This window comes from Roseiconus lacunae (assembly GCF_008312935.1).
In the GTDB taxonomy this organism is placed as follows: domain Bacteria; phylum Planctomycetota; class Planctomycetia; order Pirellulales; family Pirellulaceae; genus Stieleria; species Stieleria lacunae.
This window is the reverse complement of the sequence record NZ_VSZO01000001.1, coordinates 837,640-857,720: the sequence shown is the minus strand read 5'-3', so window position 1 is coordinate 857,720 and position 20,081 is coordinate 837,640. Positions and strand designations below refer to the sequence as shown.

The 20,081-nt window shown below is 56.4% G+C and carries 16 protein-coding genes and 1 tRNA gene; 6 read left to right on the top strand and 11 right to left on the bottom strand.

All coding sequences use genetic code 11. The features are described 5' to 3' along the window. Positions 1–157: 157 nt before the first annotated feature. Both FYC48_RS02980 and FYC48_RS02975 read left to right on the top strand, forming a co-directional pair. Positions 158–589: a VOC family protein gene (locus tag FYC48_RS02980; RefSeq protein WP_149495181.1), complete on the top strand. Its 432-nt coding sequence runs from the start codon at positions 158–160 to the stop codon at positions 587–589. 26 nt (positions 590–615) lie between these two features. Then, the gene (locus FYC48_RS02975) at positions 616–2,547 is read left to right on the top strand and encodes a dienelactone hydrolase family protein (RefSeq protein ID WP_149495180.1); all 1,932 of its coding nucleotides are present in this window, start codon (positions 616–618) and stop codon (positions 2,545–2,547) included. Here the strand turns inward: FYC48_RS02975 and FYC48_RS02970 are convergent. From FYC48_RS02970 to aroF, 11 genes are all read right to left on the bottom strand, one after another. Next, complete coding sequence (locus FYC48_RS02970; RefSeq protein ID WP_235034041.1) at positions 2,542–5,343, bottom strand: endo-1,4-beta-xylanase; 2,802 nt, start codon at positions 5,341–5,343, stop codon at positions 2,542–2,544. The genes FYC48_RS02975 and FYC48_RS02970 overlap by 6 nt on opposite strands. A gap of 299 nt (positions 5,344–5,642) precedes the next feature. Next, positions 5,643–5,984 carry a hypothetical protein gene (locus FYC48_RS02965; RefSeq protein ID WP_149495179.1) on the bottom strand — a complete coding sequence of 114 codons (342 nt, stop codon included), beginning with the start codon at positions 5,982–5,984 and terminating at the stop codon, positions 5,643–5,645. A 627-nt stretch (positions 5,985–6,611) separates the two neighbouring features. Next, positions 6,612–6,695: transfer RNA gene (locus FYC48_RS02960), tRNA-Leu, on the bottom strand. Positions 6,696–6,898: 203 nt separating this feature from the next. Beyond that, entirely contained in the window at positions 6,899–8,542 is a 1,644-nt protein-coding gene (locus tag FYC48_RS02955; RefSeq protein WP_149495178.1) for a putative manganese-dependent inorganic diphosphatase, read from the bottom strand. A gap of 45 nt (positions 8,543–8,587) precedes the next feature. Then, positions 8,588–9,196 carry a flavoprotein gene (locus FYC48_RS02950; RefSeq protein ID WP_230777276.1) on the bottom strand — a complete coding sequence of 203 codons (609 nt, stop codon included), beginning with the start codon at positions 9,194–9,196 and terminating at the stop codon, positions 8,588–8,590. A 9-nt stretch (positions 9,197–9,205) separates the two neighbouring features. Beyond that, a complete protein-coding gene (locus FYC48_RS02945) occupies positions 9,206–9,484 on the bottom strand; it encodes a DNA-directed RNA polymerase subunit omega (RefSeq protein ID WP_149495177.1) in 279 nt (92 codons plus the stop codon). Continuing rightward, a complete protein-coding gene (gene gmk / locus FYC48_RS02940) occupies positions 9,469–10,071 on the bottom strand; it encodes a guanylate kinase (RefSeq protein ID WP_149495176.1) in 603 nt (200 codons plus the stop codon). Before gmk ends, FYC48_RS02945 begins: the two co-directional genes overlap by 16 nt. Positions 10,072–10,136: 65 nt before the next feature. Continuing rightward, positions 10,137–11,180, bottom strand: a complete 1,044-nt coding sequence (locus FYC48_RS02935; RefSeq protein WP_149495175.1) for a YicC family protein — start codon at positions 11,178–11,180, stop codon at positions 10,137–10,139. A 9-nt stretch (positions 11,181–11,189) separates the two neighbouring features. Then, positions 11,190–11,831: a preprotein translocase subunit SecG gene (gene secG, locus FYC48_RS02930; protein WP_235034040.1), complete on the bottom strand. Its 642-nt coding sequence runs from the start codon at positions 11,829–11,831 to the stop codon at positions 11,190–11,192. 70 nt (positions 11,832–11,901) lie between these two features. Next, entirely contained in the window at positions 11,902–12,657 is a 756-nt protein-coding gene (gene tpiA, locus FYC48_RS02925; RefSeq protein WP_149495174.1) for a triose-phosphate isomerase, read from the bottom strand. Beyond that, positions 12,654–13,691, bottom strand: a complete 1,038-nt coding sequence (gene aroF, locus FYC48_RS02920) for a 3-deoxy-7-phosphoheptulonate synthase (RefSeq protein WP_149495173.1) — start codon at positions 13,689–13,691, stop codon at positions 12,654–12,656. The genes tpiA and aroF overlap by 4 nt, the downstream gene beginning before the upstream one ends. 686 nt (positions 13,692–14,377) lie before the next feature. Between aroF and FYC48_RS02915 the strand changes: the two genes are divergently transcribed. The 4 genes from FYC48_RS02915 (at position 14,378) to FYC48_RS02900 (ending at position 20,038) form a co-directional block, all read left to right on the top strand. After that, on the top strand, positions 14,378–14,899 hold the full coding sequence (locus FYC48_RS02915) for a hypothetical protein (protein WP_149495172.1): 522 nt from the start codon (positions 14,378–14,380) through the stop codon (positions 14,897–14,899). Positions 14,900–15,051: 152 nt separating this feature from the next. Beyond that, complete coding sequence (locus FYC48_RS02910; protein ID WP_149495171.1) at positions 15,052–17,409, top strand: hypothetical protein; 2,358 nt, start codon at positions 15,052–15,054, stop codon at positions 17,407–17,409. Next, the gene (locus FYC48_RS02905) at positions 17,406–18,458 is read left to right on the top strand and encodes an ABC transporter ATP-binding protein (protein ID WP_149495170.1); all 1,053 of its coding nucleotides are present in this window, start codon (positions 17,406–17,408) and stop codon (positions 18,456–18,458) included. Before FYC48_RS02910 ends, FYC48_RS02905 begins: the two co-directional genes overlap by 4 nt. Next, complete coding sequence (locus FYC48_RS02900; RefSeq protein WP_149495169.1) at positions 18,455–20,038, top strand: ABC transporter permease; 1,584 nt, start codon at positions 18,455–18,457, stop codon at positions 20,036–20,038. Before FYC48_RS02905 ends, FYC48_RS02900 begins: the two co-directional genes overlap by 4 nt. Positions 20,039–20,081: the final 43 nt, after the last annotated feature.

Genomic DNA, 20,081 nt, shown 5'->3' with positions numbered 1-20,081 from the left:
CACGGGCTGGCATCGGGGCCGCGTCGCCAACATCGGTAAGGTCGCGACCGACGATCAGCGCGGTCGGTTTCCGGATAGCTGATCGGAGAAAACACAGCCGTCGACGTTCACCAAAACATACGATTGATTTGTACGCCGCTAACGAAAAAGGAACAACATGCCCACGCCGTTTCACCTTGCCATTCAGGTTCGTGACGTTGCCGAAGCTCGTGAGTTCTATGGAACCAAGATGGGCTTTTCGGAAGGACGTAGCGACACGTGTTGGATCGACTATGACATGTTCGGGCATCAGTTGGTCGTTCACTTGAACCCAAATCTTGGCCCCAGCGGCAAGGTGCAAAATTACTGTAATCCCGTCGATGATCATGCCGTGCCGGTACCGCATTTTGGAGTCGTACTGGAGATTCCTCAATGGAAACAGCTTGCCGAACGAGTGCGTACCTTCGTCGATGAATTTATCATCGAGCCTTACGTACGTTTCGAAGGCCAAGCCGGTGAACAGCACACAATGTTTTTTGAAGACCCAAGCGGGAATGCGTTGGAATTCAAAGCATTCGCGAATATTGAGACCGAGCTTTTCGCGAAGTGAAGCCGCCGTTTCGAGCGAGAAAGTTAATGAAGCAAAAGCGATTTGAATCCGTAGCGTTGTGCTTGATTTGCCTGTTGATCGCGGCGCCGGTCGCGACCGCAGTTGAAACGCACACCGGATTATTAGGGGAAGGCACGCCATGGCAAACGCCATGGTATATCAACGATAGCGGCATTGATGGTCCCACCGTGGTGATCACAGGCGGTATCCATGGCAACGAACCTGCCGGAGCGGCGTCGGCGGAGCAGATTCGCCATTGGCCAATTGTTCGCGGAAAGCTGGTGGTCATCCCCAGGGTCAACACCGCCGGGCTTGAAGCGAACACGCGTTATATCCCAGGAGCCGTAGACGCACAAAAAGACTTGAATCGTAACTTCCCGAGCCCGGGGATTGCTCAGCAGCCTCGTGGAGAAATTGCAACGGAACTATGGGAGTTTGTCGTCAACCAGGATCCCGACTGGTTGTTTGATTTGCACGAAGGCTATGAGTTCAATATTTCACACAAGCCAAAGCCAGGGAAGAAAAAGTCTGTCGGGTCAACGATCATCTACTCCAGTCGACAAGAAATCGGCCCGATGGTGGAGCGTATGCTGACGGCCGCAAACGGAACCGTCAGCGATCCCGATCGCAAGTTTGTGCTGCGAGGTCGGGGGCCGATCAAACGCTCACTCGCCAGCGCGGTCAATCTCATTTTGAATAAGCGGGCGATGATCTTGGAGACGACATACAAGTCTCAGCCTCTGTCGATTCGAACGCATCAGCATCGCGTCATGATGGCGTCCGCTTTGCGGCAGTTGGAAATCATCGAGCGGACGGCAGAAGAGCTGGATGAATTGTTGGTTTCCGCGAATGCGGAGATGTCACAGGACGGCGTCGCAGCACAACCACTCTCGAAGCAGCAAGCAGAGCGATTGGTCGAGGTCTTATGGGAAGACTATGCCGTGGGGGAAACGAACAAACGGCAAAGAGAAATCGAAAGTGGTCAAATCACGATCGGTGATAAAACGATGCCGTTTTGGTACAAGGTATTTGGTGACAAGCCAAGGTCTGGACGTCGGTTATATATTTCGATGCATGGCGGTGGATCCGCACCCGCAGCCGTTAACGATCGCCAATATGAGAATCAAAAGCGGCTGTACGAACCTGACGAAGGGGTTTACTTTGTTCCGAGGGCGCCAACCAACACTTGGAATCTTTGGCACGAATCTCACATCGATGCCTTCTTCCAGCGTGTGATTGAGAACATGGTGCTGCTGGAAGATGTCGATCCGAACCGTGTTTACATCATGGGGTACTCGGCCGGCGGAGACGGCGTCTTTCAGCTCGCGCCACGAATGGCGGATCGATTGGCCGCGGCTGCGATGATGGCAGGTCATCCCAACGAGACGACGCCGGACGGACTGCGAAACCTACCGTTTACAATTCACATGGGCGAACATGATTCCGCCTATGATCGAAACCGATTGGCATCACAGTGGAAAACAACACTCGATGACCTTCACCGACAAGACCCGGGGGGCTATCGAAACCAAGTGACGATTCACGAAGGTATGGGGCACTGGGTGAATCGAAAAGATGCCGTCGCCGTTCCCTGGATGGCTCAATTTTCACGTGTGACATGTCCCGATCTGATCGTCTGGAAGCAAGACGATCGAACGCATCAGCGATTTTATTGGTTGGCGGTTGATCAGCAACATGCGCGACCGAATGCTATTGTTCGTGTTAAGCATGACGGTCAGGCGTTCGAAATTCAGCAATGTGACGCAGCAAAGCTACTGATTCGTGTCAATGATCAGATGATCGACTTCGGTCAGAATGTCAGGGTTACCTATCAGGGCGACATATTGTTCGATGGGCAATTGAATCGTAGCAAAGCCGTCATCGAGAAAACCTTTAACGAACGACACGACGTCAACGCAGTTTATAGTGCTGAGATCGCGGTCGAGATACCGCTATAGGCGATCGATGACCGCATGAAACGCCGCCTTGGGATTACGGTTTCGGTCGAATAAAAGGGGGTAGTTTGTTCGCTTCCAGGGAAAATAGTTCAGCCAGCTTTGACCATCGTGAAGGTTCCAAAACGAGACCCTTGCGATACTCTCGCTGTATTCGTCGAACAGTTCGAATAGGTCGACGTATTGCCGAACCATTTCGTCTTCGACGTTCGACGGAAGGCCATCCTCGTAAGGATCGTAATGCCGCAGCTCCTCTCGGTACTTGCCATCATCAGACCACCATCGCCCTCGTTTGACCACATCGATATCAAGTTCCGAAACGACAATCTTGATGTCCAGTTTACGAAGTTCATCAAATGTCTCGCGCAATTGGGACAGTGATTGATCACCGAGTTCAAAGTGCCCCTGCATTCCATAGGCGTCAACGGGCGCACCGGCGGCTTTGAGTTGCTTTAAAAACTCAATCAGCTTTTCGCGTTTGCCGGGTTGGTGACCGTTGTAATCATTGTAGATCAGCAACGCATCGGGATCATTCGCGCGAGCGGTTTCGAAGGCGGTGACGACGAAGTCGATTCCCGTCGTACGTGAATAGATCGAGTCACGGAGTAAACCATCGTTGCTGTCGCCGATCGCCTCGTTGACGACGTCCCAATGAGTGACGACATCGGCGTAGCGTTTCACAACGGTTTCGGTGTGCGTTTCGATACGTCGCAGGAGTGTCTCTCGCGAGACCGGTTGATCACCTTCTGTCATCATCCAAGTGTCGGTGCGGTCATCCTTTGCCCAAACTAGGCAATGACCGACCATCTCCAATCCAGATTGACGAACGAAGTCTGCGAAGGCATCGGTTTGCTCAAAACTCCAACGGTGTTCTTCCGGATGAATACCTTGTGGCTTCATGCAGTTTTCCGGTGTCACAATCTGAAAGTGACGGCGCAGCAATGTGACGTCTTTGGGATTGCCGATGACTTGATGACTGACACCGACACCAATTTTGAAGCGTTGTCCCACCGCGTCTTTCAGTGCGGGGAAATTACTTGTGGTCGACTCTAGCCCTTCCGCTCCGAAGGGATATGTCGTGACCAAGATTTGATCAAGCATTGCGCCGTCTTCGCGGTGCTTGATGACAATCGAATGCGATCCCGGTTTCAAGACAGCCGTGGTGAGCTTGACCCATTGCCAGCCGTTGGTCGTCAGGCCGTTGACGGCAGCGAAGTCAGAGTCATCGATCTTCAGCCAAAACGAATCGTCGTCAGCAGTGGGGCAATTCACGCGTGCATGAACGTAGTATTTCGCATCCTTGGTGGTGGTCACCGAAATCGAAAGCGAGCTATTCTCGTTTTGTGGAACGGCTTCGGTACTATTGAGGCCATCGTTGATGATGACGTACTTTTCTCCGGATGCCTTTGTATCTTCCTTGATTTGCCAGTCGGAGCCAGGATTCATCGCTTCCGCTTCGAAGGTCAACGTTTCGACATTTGCCCCGTCAAGCGTGGGAAAACTTGAGGTGCCTTTGGTCCAACCGTCGTACCAGAATTCATGCTCGACTGATTCAAAGGGATGTTTGCTGACCGATGTATCGACCTCTGTTCTGCCAAGGAGGAATTTGTCGACAAAGGCTTCGACTTCGGGCCGTTGGTTGTCCGGTAGTTGGCAGTGAGGATTGTCGGCAACAATGGAAAACCCAAACCGGTCACCGACACCAAAGTTTTTCCAGACTTCATGTGCGGCTCGGCAAGACACGTATCCCGATTCATCAGCCAACCATTCATAGTCGGGGTTCCCGAGAACCAATAGCGCGCGGGGCGCGACGAGTGCCATTAGCTCGTGGTGATCGTAAGGAAGCTTGTCGACCGCGCCGGAAAATTGGAACATGTCATCCAAAAACCATGCGTGGCTCGTCTTGCCAAGCGTTTCGACGTTACCGAGTGTCTCGGAGACCCGCCACGCTGCCGCGCCCCCACCGCCGGATTCTTGCGCGATCGTCAGGGCAATTCGTTCGTCCAACGCTCCGGCAAAGAGAGCCATTTTTCCGGCGAACGAACAACCGGTCACCGCAAGACGTTGACGGTCGATGGGCAGGTCATCGTCGACAAGTTCCAAGCCATCGATCAGACGGCTGATTCCCCATGGCCAAGCCGCGTAAGCACCGATATGGGTGAGTTGCGGGTAGAGCCGATTGATCGGTTCACTGCCTCGGTTTTGCTGATGCGCCATCACTTGATTGAAGTTGAACGCGATCATCGCGATCTTTCGCTGCGAGAAAATCTCGCGCGGAAGGCTTCCACTGCCCCGGCCGATTCCGATCACTGCCGGGAATGGTCCTTTGCCTTCGGGCAAGTCGACACGCGCGGTGAGGGTAAGCGTTTCACCATTTTCGGTGACCGAGACGCGGAGTGTGTTGTTTTCAAATTCGGCCGTGATATCACTCGGTTTGGGAGGCTTTTCGCCGATTCCGTAACGTTCGATTTCTGCCTTGATTTCCGAACGACGGCGCGACCAATCTTTAAACGCGGTTGATCGTCCACTTCCGTCGGACCAAGCGAACGGATCGGGCAGCGGACGAACGACTGGTAGTTCATCGAATTCGGGTAGAACAGGTGCGGGATACGCTTCTCCGGTGTGCTCGGCTTTGTAAACGAGCGGAATCGTTGGTGAAGAATCGGATCCGCCAGAAATTTTAGACGATTGGCTTTCTTGAGCTGAGGACGGTTCCATCAATGGCGAAGGCACCGCGGTGGCAAGGATGCCGATAAGGATCGCCGATAGCGAGATGGGAAGGCGTTCAGATCGAATCATGATAAGGCCACTTTTCATGGATGAGGACAAGCGACGCACAAAAAGCTTCAGTCACAGTACTGCAAATTTCAGTTTAACAGCTCGCGCGTCGCATCGATCGGTGCCGGCCAGGACAGCCGACTGATCATCGATATTGAGGGAACGGATGGACACACCTACTTAATCGAGTTCTAAAGCGAAGCGGGCAGGCGGAAGTAATCTGCCTGACTTGCGTTCTGTGGGTAAAGAAAAACCCCGTCAGTTTTGACGGGGTTAATGTTGCTCCGGCGTTGTTTGCCGTCGTTCCACGATTGACCTGATCAATCTTTTTCACTGAAACGCTCGACCAGATCAACAATCTTGTCATGATTCTTTCCGGTCGTTGAAACAATCAGACACAGGTTTTGAGGATACGGTGCCATGGTCGAGTGTCCCCCCTTTGCCTCCCAGTCATTCGGTGAGACCGAACTTTGAATAAAAGCCATGAGCATGTCGAACGAGACGCCCTTCTTGGGGCGATAGATTGGGAGAGCACCAACCTTGTATACCCTGGTGATAATCTCTGGCTCTGCACCGGGTTTGTATTCGGCGTTCACACCGGCAGCCAAGAAACTTCCTAAGACGATTGCCACAAGGCACACGGCAACAGAAACTTTTTGCATCGTTCAATCCTTTGAGTACTTCGAATGCACTAACGAAAGGCAGGGTATCACCTCCCCCGGAATACTGCGATAGCAGTCCCTTTGCTATCAGTTCCCCGCATTAAGCAGGTCAACACGAGTCTTTGGGGTTAAACATCTGGATAGCACCCTCCTGCTTGCGGGAGGGTCGGACGAGCAAACGGCCGGGGAGGGTGCCTTCTCCGGGCCTGAAGGCCCGACTCTCCCACTGGAAGAGTGAAATGACTTAATCCGAATCATTCGTGTTCAACTGCTTAATACGCCGAGAGGCTGTTGGTGTTTCAGCCGACCAGCCTCTGATTGACTATTTGGAAGGCTGTGTGGGATACCCGAGTCCGTCACGCTAATCCCATTGGCGTTGCATCCACCTGCGGCAGCGAGATGCATGATGACTCGAACGCGTATTCCAAATGGAACGAAGCACTCGGAGCAGGCTTCGGAGACGACAACGGAGTCTGACTCCATTAACGCGAACCCATCTCATCGATTGGAGTCGAAGGCGAGGGCTTTTCTAAAGCTGTGTCGGGATACGAAAAAAGCCCAGTGAGTCCGTTTTTTACGGGCTCGCTGGGCTCTTTTGATCTTCGGTGGACCTTGCTGATCCACCAGTACCGAAGGAGGGACTCGAACCCTCACTCTGTTGCCAGAATTGGATTTTGAATCCAACGCGTCTGCCAATTCCGCCACTTCGGCGATTGATGACTGGCCGACACCCGAGGGCTGGCCCGTCAATCAAGAAGTATCCAATACGAAACAGGTTCGTGCAAGCCGTCAGTTGACGACGATTTGTTAAATCATCGCCATAGAAAGCGGTTGGATCGTTCGATTGAAGCTGTTTCGGCTAATTCATGGCCCCACTGCAGTCATTCTTGCGATTCGACGTCCCGATCGCTGCGTCAGTGCGATTCCATGAGGCTGCTGATCAGCGGGAGGAGTTGCTTTTTGCGGCTGACGACGCCATCGAGTTGATAGAGCCGGTCCTCAAGTTCTGGATAGTTGATCTCTTCCCAGCCCTCCGGTTCCCGGCTCATCAACAACAAACTGCCGTTGCTGGCGATGTCGGTCACCAAAAGCGCACTGAATTCCAATTGCTGCGAGTTTGCCATGCTTTCGAGGGCACCGAAAAGTTCCTTCTTGCGCTGCCAAAAGAGGTCGAAGCCGATTTCTTCGATTTGTGAGATTGAAAATTTCTGTCCCGACTCTTCGAAGTGCTTGCAGTCTTCGCGGACCACTTCGTCGGGGCTGCAGGTTCTCAGGGCCGAGCCGACTTTGAAGAAGTCGTTGGCGAACTGATCGAGTTGGACGCTACAGAATCGCTGCAGCCAATCGAGCATGTTGCGGTCGGTGTCGGTGGTCGTCGGCGAACGCAAGAACAGCGTGTCGCTGATCATCCCAGAAGCCATGCAAAGGGCGATCGAGGGATCGGGATCGATGCCGGCTTGTTGGAACATTTTGGCGACCAGCGTGCACGTTGAACCGACCGGTTCCATCGTCAAACGAATCGGCTCGGTCGACTTCAAGGAACCGCCGAGCCGGTGGTGGTCGAGGACTTCGATGATCCGTGCTTCGTCGGCCCCGGCGACCGCTTGGCCGATCTCGTTGTGGTCGACCAAGACCAATTCGGGTTTGGGTGGATTGACGAGGTCGCTTTTACTGAGCACTCCGACCAGCTCGCCGTCTTCGAGAACGGGAAAGATCGTTTGTGGCGAACGAAAGATTTCACGGCGGGCATCGGCGACGGGCATGCGGGCCGGCAGTGACATGAAGTCCGATTCCACGACGCCACTGATCAGCTGGGCGGCTTTGATCCGCATCGTCGTCGTTGCCGTATCAAACGGGCTGCGCAAGACCGAAATCCCACGGGCTTGTGCCAGTTGCATCAGGCCGTCGCTGAGTTCATACCCGCCGGTGACGACAAGGGCGCGGACGCCGACTTCCAGCGCGGGTAACTGGATCGTGGGACGGTCACCGCTGACGACGATCAAACGCTCGGCGGGAAATTGTTTGATGTGTTCGGTAAACCCGCCGGCGCTCATCGCACCGACGCTGACGATCAAATCTTCGTCGCGGTCCGGTTCGACGGCATGTTGGAATTCACCGCCCAAGACTGAGACAATCTTGGAAAGGTTGGTGCGGACTTGTCGTGCCGTCGTCGGGTCGACGTTGCTGTTGAGGACCAGTTCCAGAAGGTCCAACAGGGTAACGATTCCGACCAACTTCTTGTCACGGTCGACCACCGGAATGCTGCGAAGTCCCCGGTCGTCCATGCGGCGATAAACCTCGTAAAACACCTCTTCGCAGGTGGCCAGAGTCACGTCGGTTTGGCAGACGTCTTCGATCACCGGACGCACATCCATGACGATCCGTGGGTGCGAGAGGCCGGCTTTCTTGAGGGCGAATTCCGTTCGTTGGTTTGGGGCACCGCAACAGGCCGCGATGGCATCCGGACGAGTCGTCCGGCGGAGAAAATCGGCGTAGGCGATCGCGGCACAAATCGCGTCGGTGTCCGGATTGCGATGGCCAAAAACGAAGAGGGGCATGGATCGGGCTTTCGAAAAATGAACTGGATCGCGGAGGCGATATTCTTAGCTTCCGTCGCGAGATCGTCGATCGGGAACGGAAAGGATTTTTAAGGCATGATCAAGAATCGTTTCCGGCTCGCTCATCCGACCGTACCCACGCACGCGACAAGAAAGCCAGCCCGATTCGGGGCCGACCAGGTGGCATCCGTCTTCGGCGATCTGCCGGACGTTGCGTTGGACGGATGGTTTGCCCCACATCGGATCACTCATTGCCGGGGCGATCAAAACCGGGGCAACATTTTGCAGGTACAGCGTGCTGATCAGGTCGTCGGCGATGCCTTGAGCGAATTTGGCGATCAGGTTCGCCGTCGCCGGTGCGACGATCATCAAGTCGACGTCGCGAGCCAGTTCGATGTGGGGGCCGAGCGGATGCCGGGGCGAGAAAGATTCGGTGACTACCGCGCGACCGGACAGCGCGGTGAGGGTGGCGGGACCGAGGAATTCGGTGGCCGCCCGGGTCATCGTGGCTTGGACACGGTGGCCGGCTTGGACCAAGCGGCTGCACAATGTCGCAGATTTGTAGGCTGCGATCCCACCGCCGACCGCCAACAGGATTCGTTTGGCCGAGTCCTGTTGGCCCAATGTTGGATCGGATACGGCGGTCTTGGTCACACCGCTGCCTTACAGATCAGAAGGATCGAGATCGGGAGATTCGGCGGCGGCGATGGTCGCGTCCAAGTCCAACTCGGTAACCTGTTCGACTTCGTTATCGGTGTTAAGAAAGATCTTGTCTTGCAGAATCTCTTTTAAAACGATCGACATCTTGTCATGGGTATCCGCGTTGACGAGCGCGCGGCTGCCTTGGTTGAGTTGCACCAAACGCTTTTGGATCAGCGTGCTCAACTTAAATCGTCCGCCAACCTTGTTGACGGTTTCTTCGTCTTTTAGCTCTTCGAGCATACCTGGTTCTCCTGGTGGTCTTTCAGAATTCGGCAAACTTGGGCGACGGCCGCGTCGACCGACCCATTGATGATTTCGTATTGGTACTCGTGCAGGAATCGCATTTCCCCGGCGGCCGTTTCCATTCGGCGTTCGATCGCCTGCTCGCTTTCGGTTCCCCGGTCACGCAGTCGTCGCTCGAGTTCTTCCATTGAACCGGGATGGATGAACAGCGAAATGTGTTCGAGATCGGGGTGTTGCATCACGTCCAAGGCGCCTTGAACATCGATCTCTAAAATCACCCATTCGCCCGCTTTGATTCCCTCGACAACTTCGCTTCGCAGAGTGCCGTACCAGTGTCCGCGTCCGAACACTTCTTTGCATTCGAGAAACGCGTTCTCTTGACGCAGTTTGTCGAATTCCGCTTGCGAGACGAAATGATAGGCTTTTCCGGGGATTTCACCAGGGCGAGGCTGACGGGTGGTCGCCGAAACGCTCATCCGTAGCGGCAGTTCGCACTCTGACAAGAGCCGTTTGGTCACCGTCGATTTTCCGGCACCACTGGGCCCGGAAATGATAATCAACTTGGCGGCGGGGGATTCGTTCATGGAAGTGTATCTAGATCGCAGTCGACGAGCGTGCGTGCGTGTTCGCTGTTCAGCGTGCGTGTTCGCTATTCTAGGTTCTGAACCAGTTCACGCATCCGTTCGATCGCACATTTGATCTCGACGACCAATGCCGAGATGTCAGCGTGATTGGCTTTCGATCCGATCGTGTTGGTTTCTCGGAACATCTCTTGGGTGATAAAGTCCAGCCGGCGCCCGGCCGGCTCGTCTCGGTTGGCAGCACCCTTCGGCTGAGGCGACTGCGTCTGCGACGGCTGAGTGGGGCCCGCGGCCTTGGCGTGCTCGTGTTTGCCACGCAGGACGGCTTCGAACAACGTCAAGTGGCTTCCTAAGCGAGTGATTTCTTCGCTGATGTCGGCTCGGTCGGCGTACAGCTGGACTTCACGTAGCAGATCAGTCGGACCGACTTGGGCGTCGAACTCCGCCAGCAAACGATTGACCTTGGTCTCCAATCGCGAACGATATCGATCGGCGACTTGGGGGGCGAGTACGGCGATCGAGTCGACGTGTTGACGGACGGTGGAGCAATCGGCGATGAGCGTTTCAGCCATCGCTCCGCCTTCGCGTTGCCGCATCTCGATCAAATCCGTCGCCGCGGCCGCGACGACCGCACGGATTTGATTCCACAATTGGTTGTCGTTTTGTCGGCTGTGATCACCCGACAGGACACCGGGGAGCGAGACCAACGAGGCCGTGCTCAGGGTGATGTGATTGCCAGAGATACCGCTCTCTTGAATCGCTTGCTGACACTGACGCAAGTAATCGGCCAGCACCGCCGCGTTGATTTGAACGGGGGTCTGTCCCCCGGCACGTTCGAGCGAAACGTTGACGTTGATCGCACCACGATGCAGGTGTCGGCGTAACTCGGCTTCGATGCGGGCGTCCAAAGGCGAGACCGACTCGGGGCTGCGCAGGCTGCACTTGAAGCCGCGGTGGTTGACCGCCCGCAGTTCGATCGTCACGGTTCCGAGTGCACTGTCACCTGTCGCTCGGCCCTGCCCGGTCATGCTGGACACCGCGAACGCGCGCGAACTGTCCGTTGAATCGCTCGAGGCGTTCTCGGCAGACTGGGCGGCGGGGGCAGACGTCATCGGCAAAGTCTATTCGTCGGAAGAATCAGTTTCGGCTGACTCGGTTTCGTTGGTCGCGTCGGCAGAGTCTGCGTCGGCAGGTGCAGCGTCACCGGTAGTGGGGGCAAGCTCGGCCGATGGGGTTTCTGTTGCCGCTTCGTCGGACGCGTCGTTCTCGCTCGCATCGGTGTCTTCCGTTGTGTCATCGGCGGCGGTCATGTCTGCGTCACCGCCGAGGAGACCGCTGTCGAGACCTTCCAGTCCGCCAAGACCACCGAGTCCACCCGCTGGTGCACCTTCGGAGCCGGGGGAGACCAACGCCGGGGGCGTTTCGAGGTCGAGGTCTTCATCAACCGAAGCGACCGGTGGGACGCCGAGGGTGTACATCGCGACCGCACAAACCAAACCCCAGATGATTGCCGAAACGGCGGTGATCAGGGTGAACGTGTCGCCCGCTTTACTTCCGAAGGCGCTTTGTCCGCCGGGGCCACCGAGGGCGCCGGCGAGTCCACCGCCTTTGCCGCGTTGGACGAGGATCAGCAGGATCAGGAAGAGCGAAAGCATGAACATCACCCATCCGATCGCGGCGCTACCAAGGGACGCGAGCGGAAGAGTGTGCAGCGGGAGGGCATCGAAAGGCATCGAGACGGCACAATGAATTGAATCAGTCATTGGATCTCACAGTCCGTTTAGGTTTGGTTTGTATGGTTTCGTCAAAAATCGCCGTGTGACATTCCGTTGATCAACCGGCGTTGATGATAGCGACGAAGTCGTCGACTTTCAGGCTGGCGCCACCGACGAGTGCTCCGTCAATATTCGGTTGGCCGAGCAATTCCTTGGCATTACCAGGTTTGACGCTGCCGCCATATTGGATTCGCATTTGGTCGGCGACTTCACCGGAGAACAGCTCGCCGAGCAGTTGACGGATAAACGCGTGGACTTCTTCGGCTTGTTCGGGCGAGGCGGTCTTGCCGGTGCCGATCGCCCAGACCGGTTCGTAGGCGATCACAACACCGGGGGCGCGTGCTTCGTCGAGGCCTGCGAGCGATCCGCGGACTTGGGTACCGACGACGTCTTCGGTTTTGCCCGACTCGCGGTCTTCCAATGTTTCACCGACACAGACGATCGGGATAAGGTTACCGGCAAGGGCGGCAGCAAGTTTCTCGCTGACTTGCTGGTCGGTTTCGCCCATCAACGCGCGTCGTTCGCTGTGGCCCAGAATGACGTAACGGCAGCCGCAATCAGACAGCATGGCCGCGTTGACTTCGCCGGTGTAGGCACCATCGTCGGCGGGGTACAGGTTTTGTGCGCCCAGACCGACGGCCGAGCCGGCGAGAACGTCGGAAGTCAGATGCAGGTAGACCGAAGGCGGGCAGACGGCGACTTCGACATCGGGGTTTTCGCCCACCGCGTCGCAAACGCCTTTGGCAAGCGAGGCCGCACTGTCGGCTCGCAGGTTCATCTTCCAGTTTCCGGCGATAATGGTTCGGCGGCTCACGCGGTGGTCTCCGGCAATGGTGAAACGGTTTTTCCGAGTAGTTCGGCGAGGCTTTTCATTTGTTGAGCAAGCTCGGCGTACTGCTCTGGCAACAATGCTTGCGGCCCATCGCTCTTGGCGACTTCGGGGCAATCGTGGACTTCGACGTGAACGCCGTCAGCCCCGGCGGCCAGTCCGGCCAACGCACAAGCGGGAATCAGTTCAGGTTTTCCGGTCGCATGCGAAGGGTCGACGATAATCGGCAGGTGGCTGAGTTGTTGGACCAGCGGGACCGCAGCGACGTCGTACAAATTGCGGGTCGCCGGATCGAATCCTTTGATACCGCGTTCGCACAAGACAACGTTCGGGTTGCCTTGGGACAGAATGTATTCGGCGCACATCAGCAGGTCATTGACCGTTGCTGACATGCCACGTTTGAGCAGCACGGGGCGCTTCGAGGCGCCGACTTCGTTGAGCAGCGCGAAGTTTTGCATATTGCGAGCGCCGATTTGAAGCATGTCGGCGTACTCGGCGACCAACTCGACCAAACGCGGGTCGGTGACTTCGGTGACGACCGGAAGGCTGTGTGCGTTGCCGACATCACGTAGGCGTCGCAAACCTTCTTCGCCGAGGCCTTGAAATGCATACGGGCTGGTCCGCGGCTTGAATGCACCGCCACGGAGGATGTTCGCACCCGCCGCCGCGATCGACTCGGCGATCCGGTGCATGCGGTCCTCTTCTTCGACACTGCAAGGACCGGCGATCAGGCCGACGTGGCCGCCCCCGATCTTGACTCCGCTGACGTCGACAACACTGGATTCTGGGTGGGCTTCGCGCGACGCGAGCTTGTAGGGTGGCAAAACCGGTACCACTTTGGCAACGCCGGGGATCGCACGGATGGATTCGACCACAATTTCCGACTCATCGCCAATAATTCCGACGATGGTGCGGAACGTGCCGCGGCTAAGGTGGGCTTTTAGGCCGAGCGATTCGACACGTTGAATGACGTGGTCGATTTGTTGCTCGGTCGCACCGCCCTTGAGGATCAAAATCACGGTGTTTCAGAGGGATTATGAGTTACAGAAGTGGGGCGGGAATTCGATCGAGCCACAGAGTTTAGCTAGACGGTGCGGTTTTCGTCGAGGGCAAACATGGATTGTTCCGCTTGTCTCCCCCGCGATCAGCCACTCCATCACTTCGCCGCGACACTCAGCAGACGTTCACCCAGCTACGATTGGGGCCGAAAACCGCGTGTCGATGGTGTCTAGCATCGGGCCCTGCGTCGAGAAAACTAGGTCTGCGGCGAGCTAAGGCGGCTCACATGCCGGCGTTCGGCGGTTTTCGGAGGAGGTTTTCAAACCGGTCATTTTGTATTGAGCCACTTTCGGCCGAACGATCCCTGCGGGGTGTGCTCAGCCGATAATTCATTGGAATTTATTCGTTTCCCGGCCGCTTAAACGGGAGAACTCGCCGTACCGGGGTCCTCACCGACACGTTTTGCAGACGAGCATTGGCTTTCGGTGTTTCGTTCCATTTGAAAATACGGGGGGCGAGTCTTCGGGCTCGACTCATCAGCCCGGTGATCGCCTCGAAACCGTGGCGAACGCCATGCGGCTGATCCTAGAACCGTCGCCGCGGGAATCACACGGTGGACTTGCGAACTCGTTAGACTGAGACACGAGACCATCACGACGGAGGGTGGTCGCTCCCGCTTTTCTTATCTGTCTGTTCCAGTACTACTATGGATTCACCCCACCGTTCTGGTTTGGTAGCCGGCCAACGGGGGCGGCAAGCCGATCCTGAAGCCGTGTTACCGAGTCGGCTGCTTCCGCGAATCTCCTTTCGCTCGCTGCTCGGATTGACCACCGCGAGTGCGATCGTGATCGCCGTTGTCTCGGCGGCCGGCGATGGCGGGGCCTACGCGATCGCCGGTGCCGTCGGGCTCGGGTATTTGCTTGGTTGCTTTGTGTTGTTCGTCGCCTTGTTCTTGCTCAGCTGGGCCGTCGCGATGTTTCCCCGGCTAGTTGGCGTGGCCTTGATGGTTGCCGGCGTGCAACTGTTGGTCGCGAGACTGACGGGAACTAGCTTCGCGGGATTGGCATTTCTGACGTCGACGGTGTCGCTGGTCGGCATTGAAGTGATCGGCTTGTTTTTGTTGCTTTATCCGATCGGCCGCGAAACGCAGGACGCCGCGCACAGCCCGTTCGCCGAAGACCAGTTGCCGCCTCAGATTTTTGCTCCTCGGGACCCCACGGATTCATAATGCCGAGCGTCAACCATTATTTCCAATTTGACGGTCGGCCAAACGCTGCCAATGTGGGTTCGGGATCGAACTTGCGTTCGCCGCGACAAAGCCGTCGGCCGGGCCGGTTGCGATGGTTTTCGGCGGTTGGGGTGCTCGTTGCGATCGTGTCAGTGGGTTTTCCAGTTCACGTCGATGCTCAACCCGTCAACCAAGCGGCGATGTTCAGCCGGGCGGGGATTGGCATTTATAAGGCGAACTTTCCTAGCCTCGATATCAACGGCAAGGTCTCGCCGACGGCGGGATTGGTTGGCGATCTTGAACTTCGAAATGTGTTTCCCGTTGGGAACGTTCAGGTCAAAGCAACGCTGAAGTCAACGGTCGGCCCCCTGGCCGCACAGCGGCAGCTGGCGATACGGTTGACGCCGGTGGAAAAGCACTTACCTGCGAAAAACGCGACCAGCGTGACGATTCCGATCACATTTGATCAAGGTGCTCGAACGGTCCAGATCGACCATGTCTTTTCCAAGTGGACGCTCGGTGACACTTATCGGATCGACCTGCTCGAAGACGGCGATCCGATCCCCGAGTACACGGCCAATATCGGTAACCCGTTACCGGATCGTCCGGCTCGGAATCCATTGCTATTGATGCCTGACGAAATGGTCAGCAACATCGGTGTGTTGGGTTTAGAGCTGTCCTCGGTGCCTGGCCCCCCTGACGTTGATTACTTTCGCACGCCCGTTTACGGCGCCGTTGAGACGATCGATGAGCAACAGTTTCCAACCGATTGGCGTCTGCTACAGCTATACGATTGCTTGCTAGTCGATGCGTCGTTCTTTTCCGAACAAGTCGTCGAGTCTGCCGAAGGCGGCGAACCCGGCGATCCCGAAGAACTTGGCGGCGAGACGAGCGGACGCGACGAGCTCGCCGAACGCTCAGGCGACTCGGTGCCTCGCCGACGAATCATTGATGCGATTCGCCACTGGACGATGGCCGGTGGTGTATTGGTGTGTGTCGCGGCGGAAGATTCCGAAGCGCTTTCATCGACGGAATTGACCCAGCGTTTGCGGTTGACGCTGGGGCCACCGTTGGTGGAAGGAGAAAAGCAACTGACGGCCATCAATGAAGCGTTTGTGTCTGCCAACGGATTACTGAGATACGCGGATCGCTGGGCCGAACAAGCGTTATCCAATGCGATCGCGGCTCGAAATGGCTACCGAATTTCGCTTTCCAATGGCCAGTGGATTCCCGGCAACGCATTGTCGACCAATCCGGCGGACTTGCGAGCATTGCAAGACTGGTCGGAGGAGTATGCCGCCACGTTGAAGCGCGCACAGGAATTGTGGAATGACGCGACGTTTTATTCAGCGTCCGCCGGTAGTGTGGTTTCCATCGGATCGGGCGAGATCGATCGAAACGTGCTGCCTTCGATTTTGCAATGGACGGTCGGGTTACGGGCGTCACCGATGCTTCGCCGAGGCGTCGACCCGATCCTGGGTGACAGTCGTCATCGTCGCTGGTTGATACCCGGAGTTGCTCAGCCGCCGGTTTATACCTTCATCGGTATTTTGACATTGTTTGTGATTTTGGTCGGCCCGATAGCTTATCGCTGGACGACGCGCAGCCATCGATCGCACCTGATGTTCTTGATCGCGCCGGTGCTGGCACTTCTCACGACAACGCTGATGTTTTCTTACAGCATTGTCGCCGATGGGTTTGGCACGTTGACCCGCGTTCGTCAATTGACTTGGATTGATGGAGCGAGCGGGGACGCGTTCGAACGTAGTCGCGTGACGTTGTTCGCCGGGATCAGTCCGACCGAAGGATTGACGTTTGATGCCGAGAGTGAAATCTATCCATATCCCGGTGGTGAGACGGCTTGGGAAGACATCGATCGTCGCGTCAATGACGTTCGGCAACGGGTCACAATCGAAGGTGGCATCCAACGCTGGACGCCTTCGTTTTTGCCTTCGCGGTCACAGACACAATTCATCGAAAATCGCATCCGTCAGCAGCTCGGATCGTTGCAGCTCGGTTCGCTGACTCCGTTTGATTCGGGCGGTAAATCGGACAATCAGACGACGGTCGATCTAACCAGCACGCTCGATTTTGAATTGCGAAGTGTGGTCGTACGATCGGCGGACGGGCGGTATTGGCACGCCACTCGCTTGCCGGCTGGCGAAACGGTGCAAGCGAAATGGATGAGCGACGATCGCCAATCATCCGAGCTTCTCGGCTCGCTGTATACCGATTACCGCCCGGTCGGATCGACGTCTCGATCGAATCGATCAAAACGCGATGACAAGACACGTGATTTGCTGGTGGTGGCCAACCGGCAGATCTCCGGCAATAGCACCCAGGCGGTCGACGGGTTGGTCGAAATTTGGCTGAACCAACAACTGTTTATCAAAGGCGACTTGCCCAACGGCTCGTTCGTCGGGATTTCGGATGTTTCCGGTGACATCGTTCCGGTCGCCGATGCCGAAGCTGTCGAAAGCGTTCGATATGTGATGGGGACGATGCCATGAACGAACAACCTGTGAATGAATTGACTGCGAGCGAGGCCGCTTCGGGAGGCACCGATGCTCTCGAAGTCCGGTCGGCCGATCAAGTTCCACACGTCCACTCCGCCGACACGCCCAGCATTGAACTGCGGCGACTACACCGATTCTTTGGCAAAACCAAGGCGGTCAACGACATCACTTTCGAGGTCCAGAAGGGCCAAGTGTTTGGCTACATCGGCCCCAACGGCGCCGGCAAGACGACATCGATGCGGATCTTGGCGACGTTGGATCTGCCCAGCTACGGCGATGCCTTCGTCGACGGGTTCTCCGTCGTGAATGATCCTGAACTTGTCCGTAAGCGTTTAGGGTTCATGCCCGATTCGTTCGGAACGTACCGCGACGTGAACTGCCGCGAATACTTGGACTTTTTTGCCCGAGCGTATGGGCTGGTCGGCCGTGAGCGAAACGAACGGCTGAAATGGGTGATCGGGTTCACCGGGACCGAAAAAATGTCGGACAAACCGATTCGCGGGCTGAGCAAAGGGATGAAGCAGCGGCTGTGTCTTGGGCGGGCGCTCATTCATGATCCCGCGGTCTTGATCCTTGATGAGCCGGCGGCGGGACTGGATCCGCGTGCCAGAATCGAATTGCGAAAGATGATTCGTGAACTTGCCGATCGCGGTAAAACCATTTTGATCAGCAGTCATATTCTGACCGAACTCGCAGAGATGTGTGACGCGGTGGGGATCATTGAACAAGGACAGCTATTGGCGACCGGCCATGTCGACGACATCCAAAAGGAGATGCAAACCGAAGCGGAGCTGACGTTGCGAATCTTGAATCGTCAAGACGATCTCACCGCCAGCTTGCAGCGATTGCAACCGCACGTCGACCTCGGTTCGATCGTTGTCGACGGACAACTCGTTCGCTTCGGTTTCAGCGGTGACCTGAGTGAGCAAGCCGCGATCGTTTCGGGACTGGTCGCCGAAGGCTTTCAAGTTGCCGAAGTGTCGGCGCGCAAGAAAAGTTTGGAAGATGTCTTTTTGCAAGTCACCGAGGGGTTGGTGCAATGAGTTTGGCGGTGGAACAACAGGAATCGCCCGTCAGCTTTTTTGCCGATTGGCTCGACTCGCTCGATCGGCGTTGCGAACGGTTCGGCGATGCGATCAATCCGATTTTGGTCAAGGAAACGCGGCAGTCGCTTAAGAGTCGCCAGTTTGTGGTGACGTTTTCGTTGATCCTATTTGCGGCATTGGCGTGGACGGTCGCGGGCAGCCTTTCGATGATGCCGCAGATTTATACCTCGCCATCGGCACCACGAATGATGATCGGCTACTACGCCGTGTTGGCACTGCCGATGATGTTGGTCGTGCCGCTGGCCGCCTATCGGTCGCTAGAAAGCGAGATCGATGACGGGACGCTGGAACTGCTATCGATCACAACACTTTCGCCTTGGCAGATCGTGTTAGGAAAGCTGTTCAGCGCGATGCTGCAAATGTTGCTTTACTTTGTCACTTTGTTTCCATGCCTGGCGTACGCCTACTCACTTCGCGGTGTTGATCTTCCGACAACGTTGCTGATCATCGGATCGTTGGCCGTCGCCGGGATGGTGCTAACGGTGATGGGGCTGTTCTTTGCGCCCGTGTCCAAAGGTCGAGGCGGCCGGGTGATGACCATGTTGGTGCTGATTATCGTTCTGCTGTTGGCCGAATATGGCGTCAGCGCGATGGTGATCGGGATGGTGTTTTACGGGAACCCGCTGACGACAACGGATTTGGTTTTCACCGTGTTGGCGACGGTCGCCTTTGCAATAGCCGCGTCGCATTTGATGCTGACCGCGACCGCGGCGCAGTTGACACCCGAAACGGAAAATCGGTCGACGGCGATACGGCTTTCATTACTCGGTTTCACCGTGGTCTGTGTGACCATCAGCGCCGCGTCATTGGTTCTGTTGGAACAGCGTGGGATCGGGATTTATATGATCAGTCTGTTTGTCCTGTCGGCGATTTGGACGATCAGCGGTGCGATGATGGTCAGCGAAAGCGACACCATGACGCCGCGAATCCGACGCGAATTGCCACAGAGCTTTCTCGCCCGTTTGATGCTGACTTGGCTGACGCCGGGTCCGGCGACCGGGACCATTTTCGCGATCACGTGTATCGGATTGTTGACGGTGCTGCAGCAGTTGTCGGTCCAGTACATCGCAAATACGGGGATCGCCCGTGGGACTGGTATCGGGCGGTTGAATGCCTACATCGGTGACCCCGGGCTACTGTACGCTTCTTATGTGGTTGGCTATCTGGTCATCGTACGGGTGATGATGTGGGCGATCAGGCTTCGCAATAACCCTCGCGTCGAGATCGGGTTGGCGGCGTTCGTCGTCGTCGCCGTACTCGCCGCGTTGCTGCCGTATTCGTTGCAGCTTCATTACTATGACTATCAGCAGATCAGCTATGACCCGGCATGGCAGATCACCAACTGGGCGTTCACTCTGTTCACGGCGCTCGACCAAGGGTTGCCGGCGTGGCAAGTCCACAACATCGTCGGTGGCGCGATCTGTTTGTCTTTGATGGCCGTGTTCGCTTCTTGGAAAGCGACACGTCCGAGAACGATTGCGACGCCGGAAAACGTGCGAAAAGAATTGGGGCTGTAGCGGATCGTTAGGCGAGTCTACCGAACGATGTCGGCCGAGCGGC

Excerpts from the sequence above, each read along its gene's own strand:
- FYC48_RS02980 (WP_149495181.1), top strand. The coding sequence starts at position 158 with ATGCCCACGCCGTTTCACCTTGCCATTCAGGTTCGTGACGTTGCCGAA.
- secG (WP_235034040.1), bottom strand. The coding sequence starts at position 11,831 with ATGACTGATTCAATTCATTGTGCCGTCTCGATGCCTTTCGATGCCCTC.
- FYC48_RS02935 (WP_149495175.1), bottom strand. The coding sequence starts at position 11,180 with ATGACGTCTGCCCCCGCCGCCCAGTCTGCCGAGAACGCCTCGAGCGAT.
- FYC48_RS02900 (WP_149495169.1), top strand. The coding sequence starts at position 18,455 with ATGAGTTTGGCGGTGGAACAACAGGAATCGCCCGTCAGCTTTTTTGCC.
- FYC48_RS02945 (WP_149495177.1), bottom strand. The coding sequence starts at position 9,484 with ATGCTCGAAGAGCTAAAAGACGAAGAAACCGTCAACAAGGTTGGCGGA.
- FYC48_RS02975 (WP_149495180.1), top strand. The coding sequence starts at position 616 with ATGAAGCAAAAGCGATTTGAATCCGTAGCGTTGTGCTTGATTTGCCTG.
- FYC48_RS02915 (WP_149495172.1), top strand. The coding sequence starts at position 14,378 with ATGGATTCACCCCACCGTTCTGGTTTGGTAGCCGGCCAACGGGGGCGG.
- gmk (WP_149495176.1), bottom strand. The coding sequence starts at position 10,071 with ATGAACGAATCCCCCGCCGCCAAGTTGATTATCATTTCCGGGCCCAGT.
- FYC48_RS02905 (WP_149495170.1), top strand. The coding sequence starts at position 17,406 with ATGAACGAACAACCTGTGAATGAATTGACTGCGAGCGAGGCCGCTTCG.
- FYC48_RS02970 (WP_235034041.1), bottom strand. The coding sequence starts at position 5,343 with ATGATTCGATCTGAACGCCTTCCCATCTCGCTATCGGCGATCCTTATC.
- FYC48_RS02965 (WP_149495179.1), bottom strand. The coding sequence starts at position 5,984 with ATGCAAAAAGTTTCTGTTGCCGTGTGCCTTGTGGCAATCGTCTTAGGA.
- FYC48_RS02955 (WP_149495178.1), bottom strand. The coding sequence starts at position 8,542 with ATGCCCCTCTTCGTTTTTGGCCATCGCAATCCGGACACCGACGCGATT.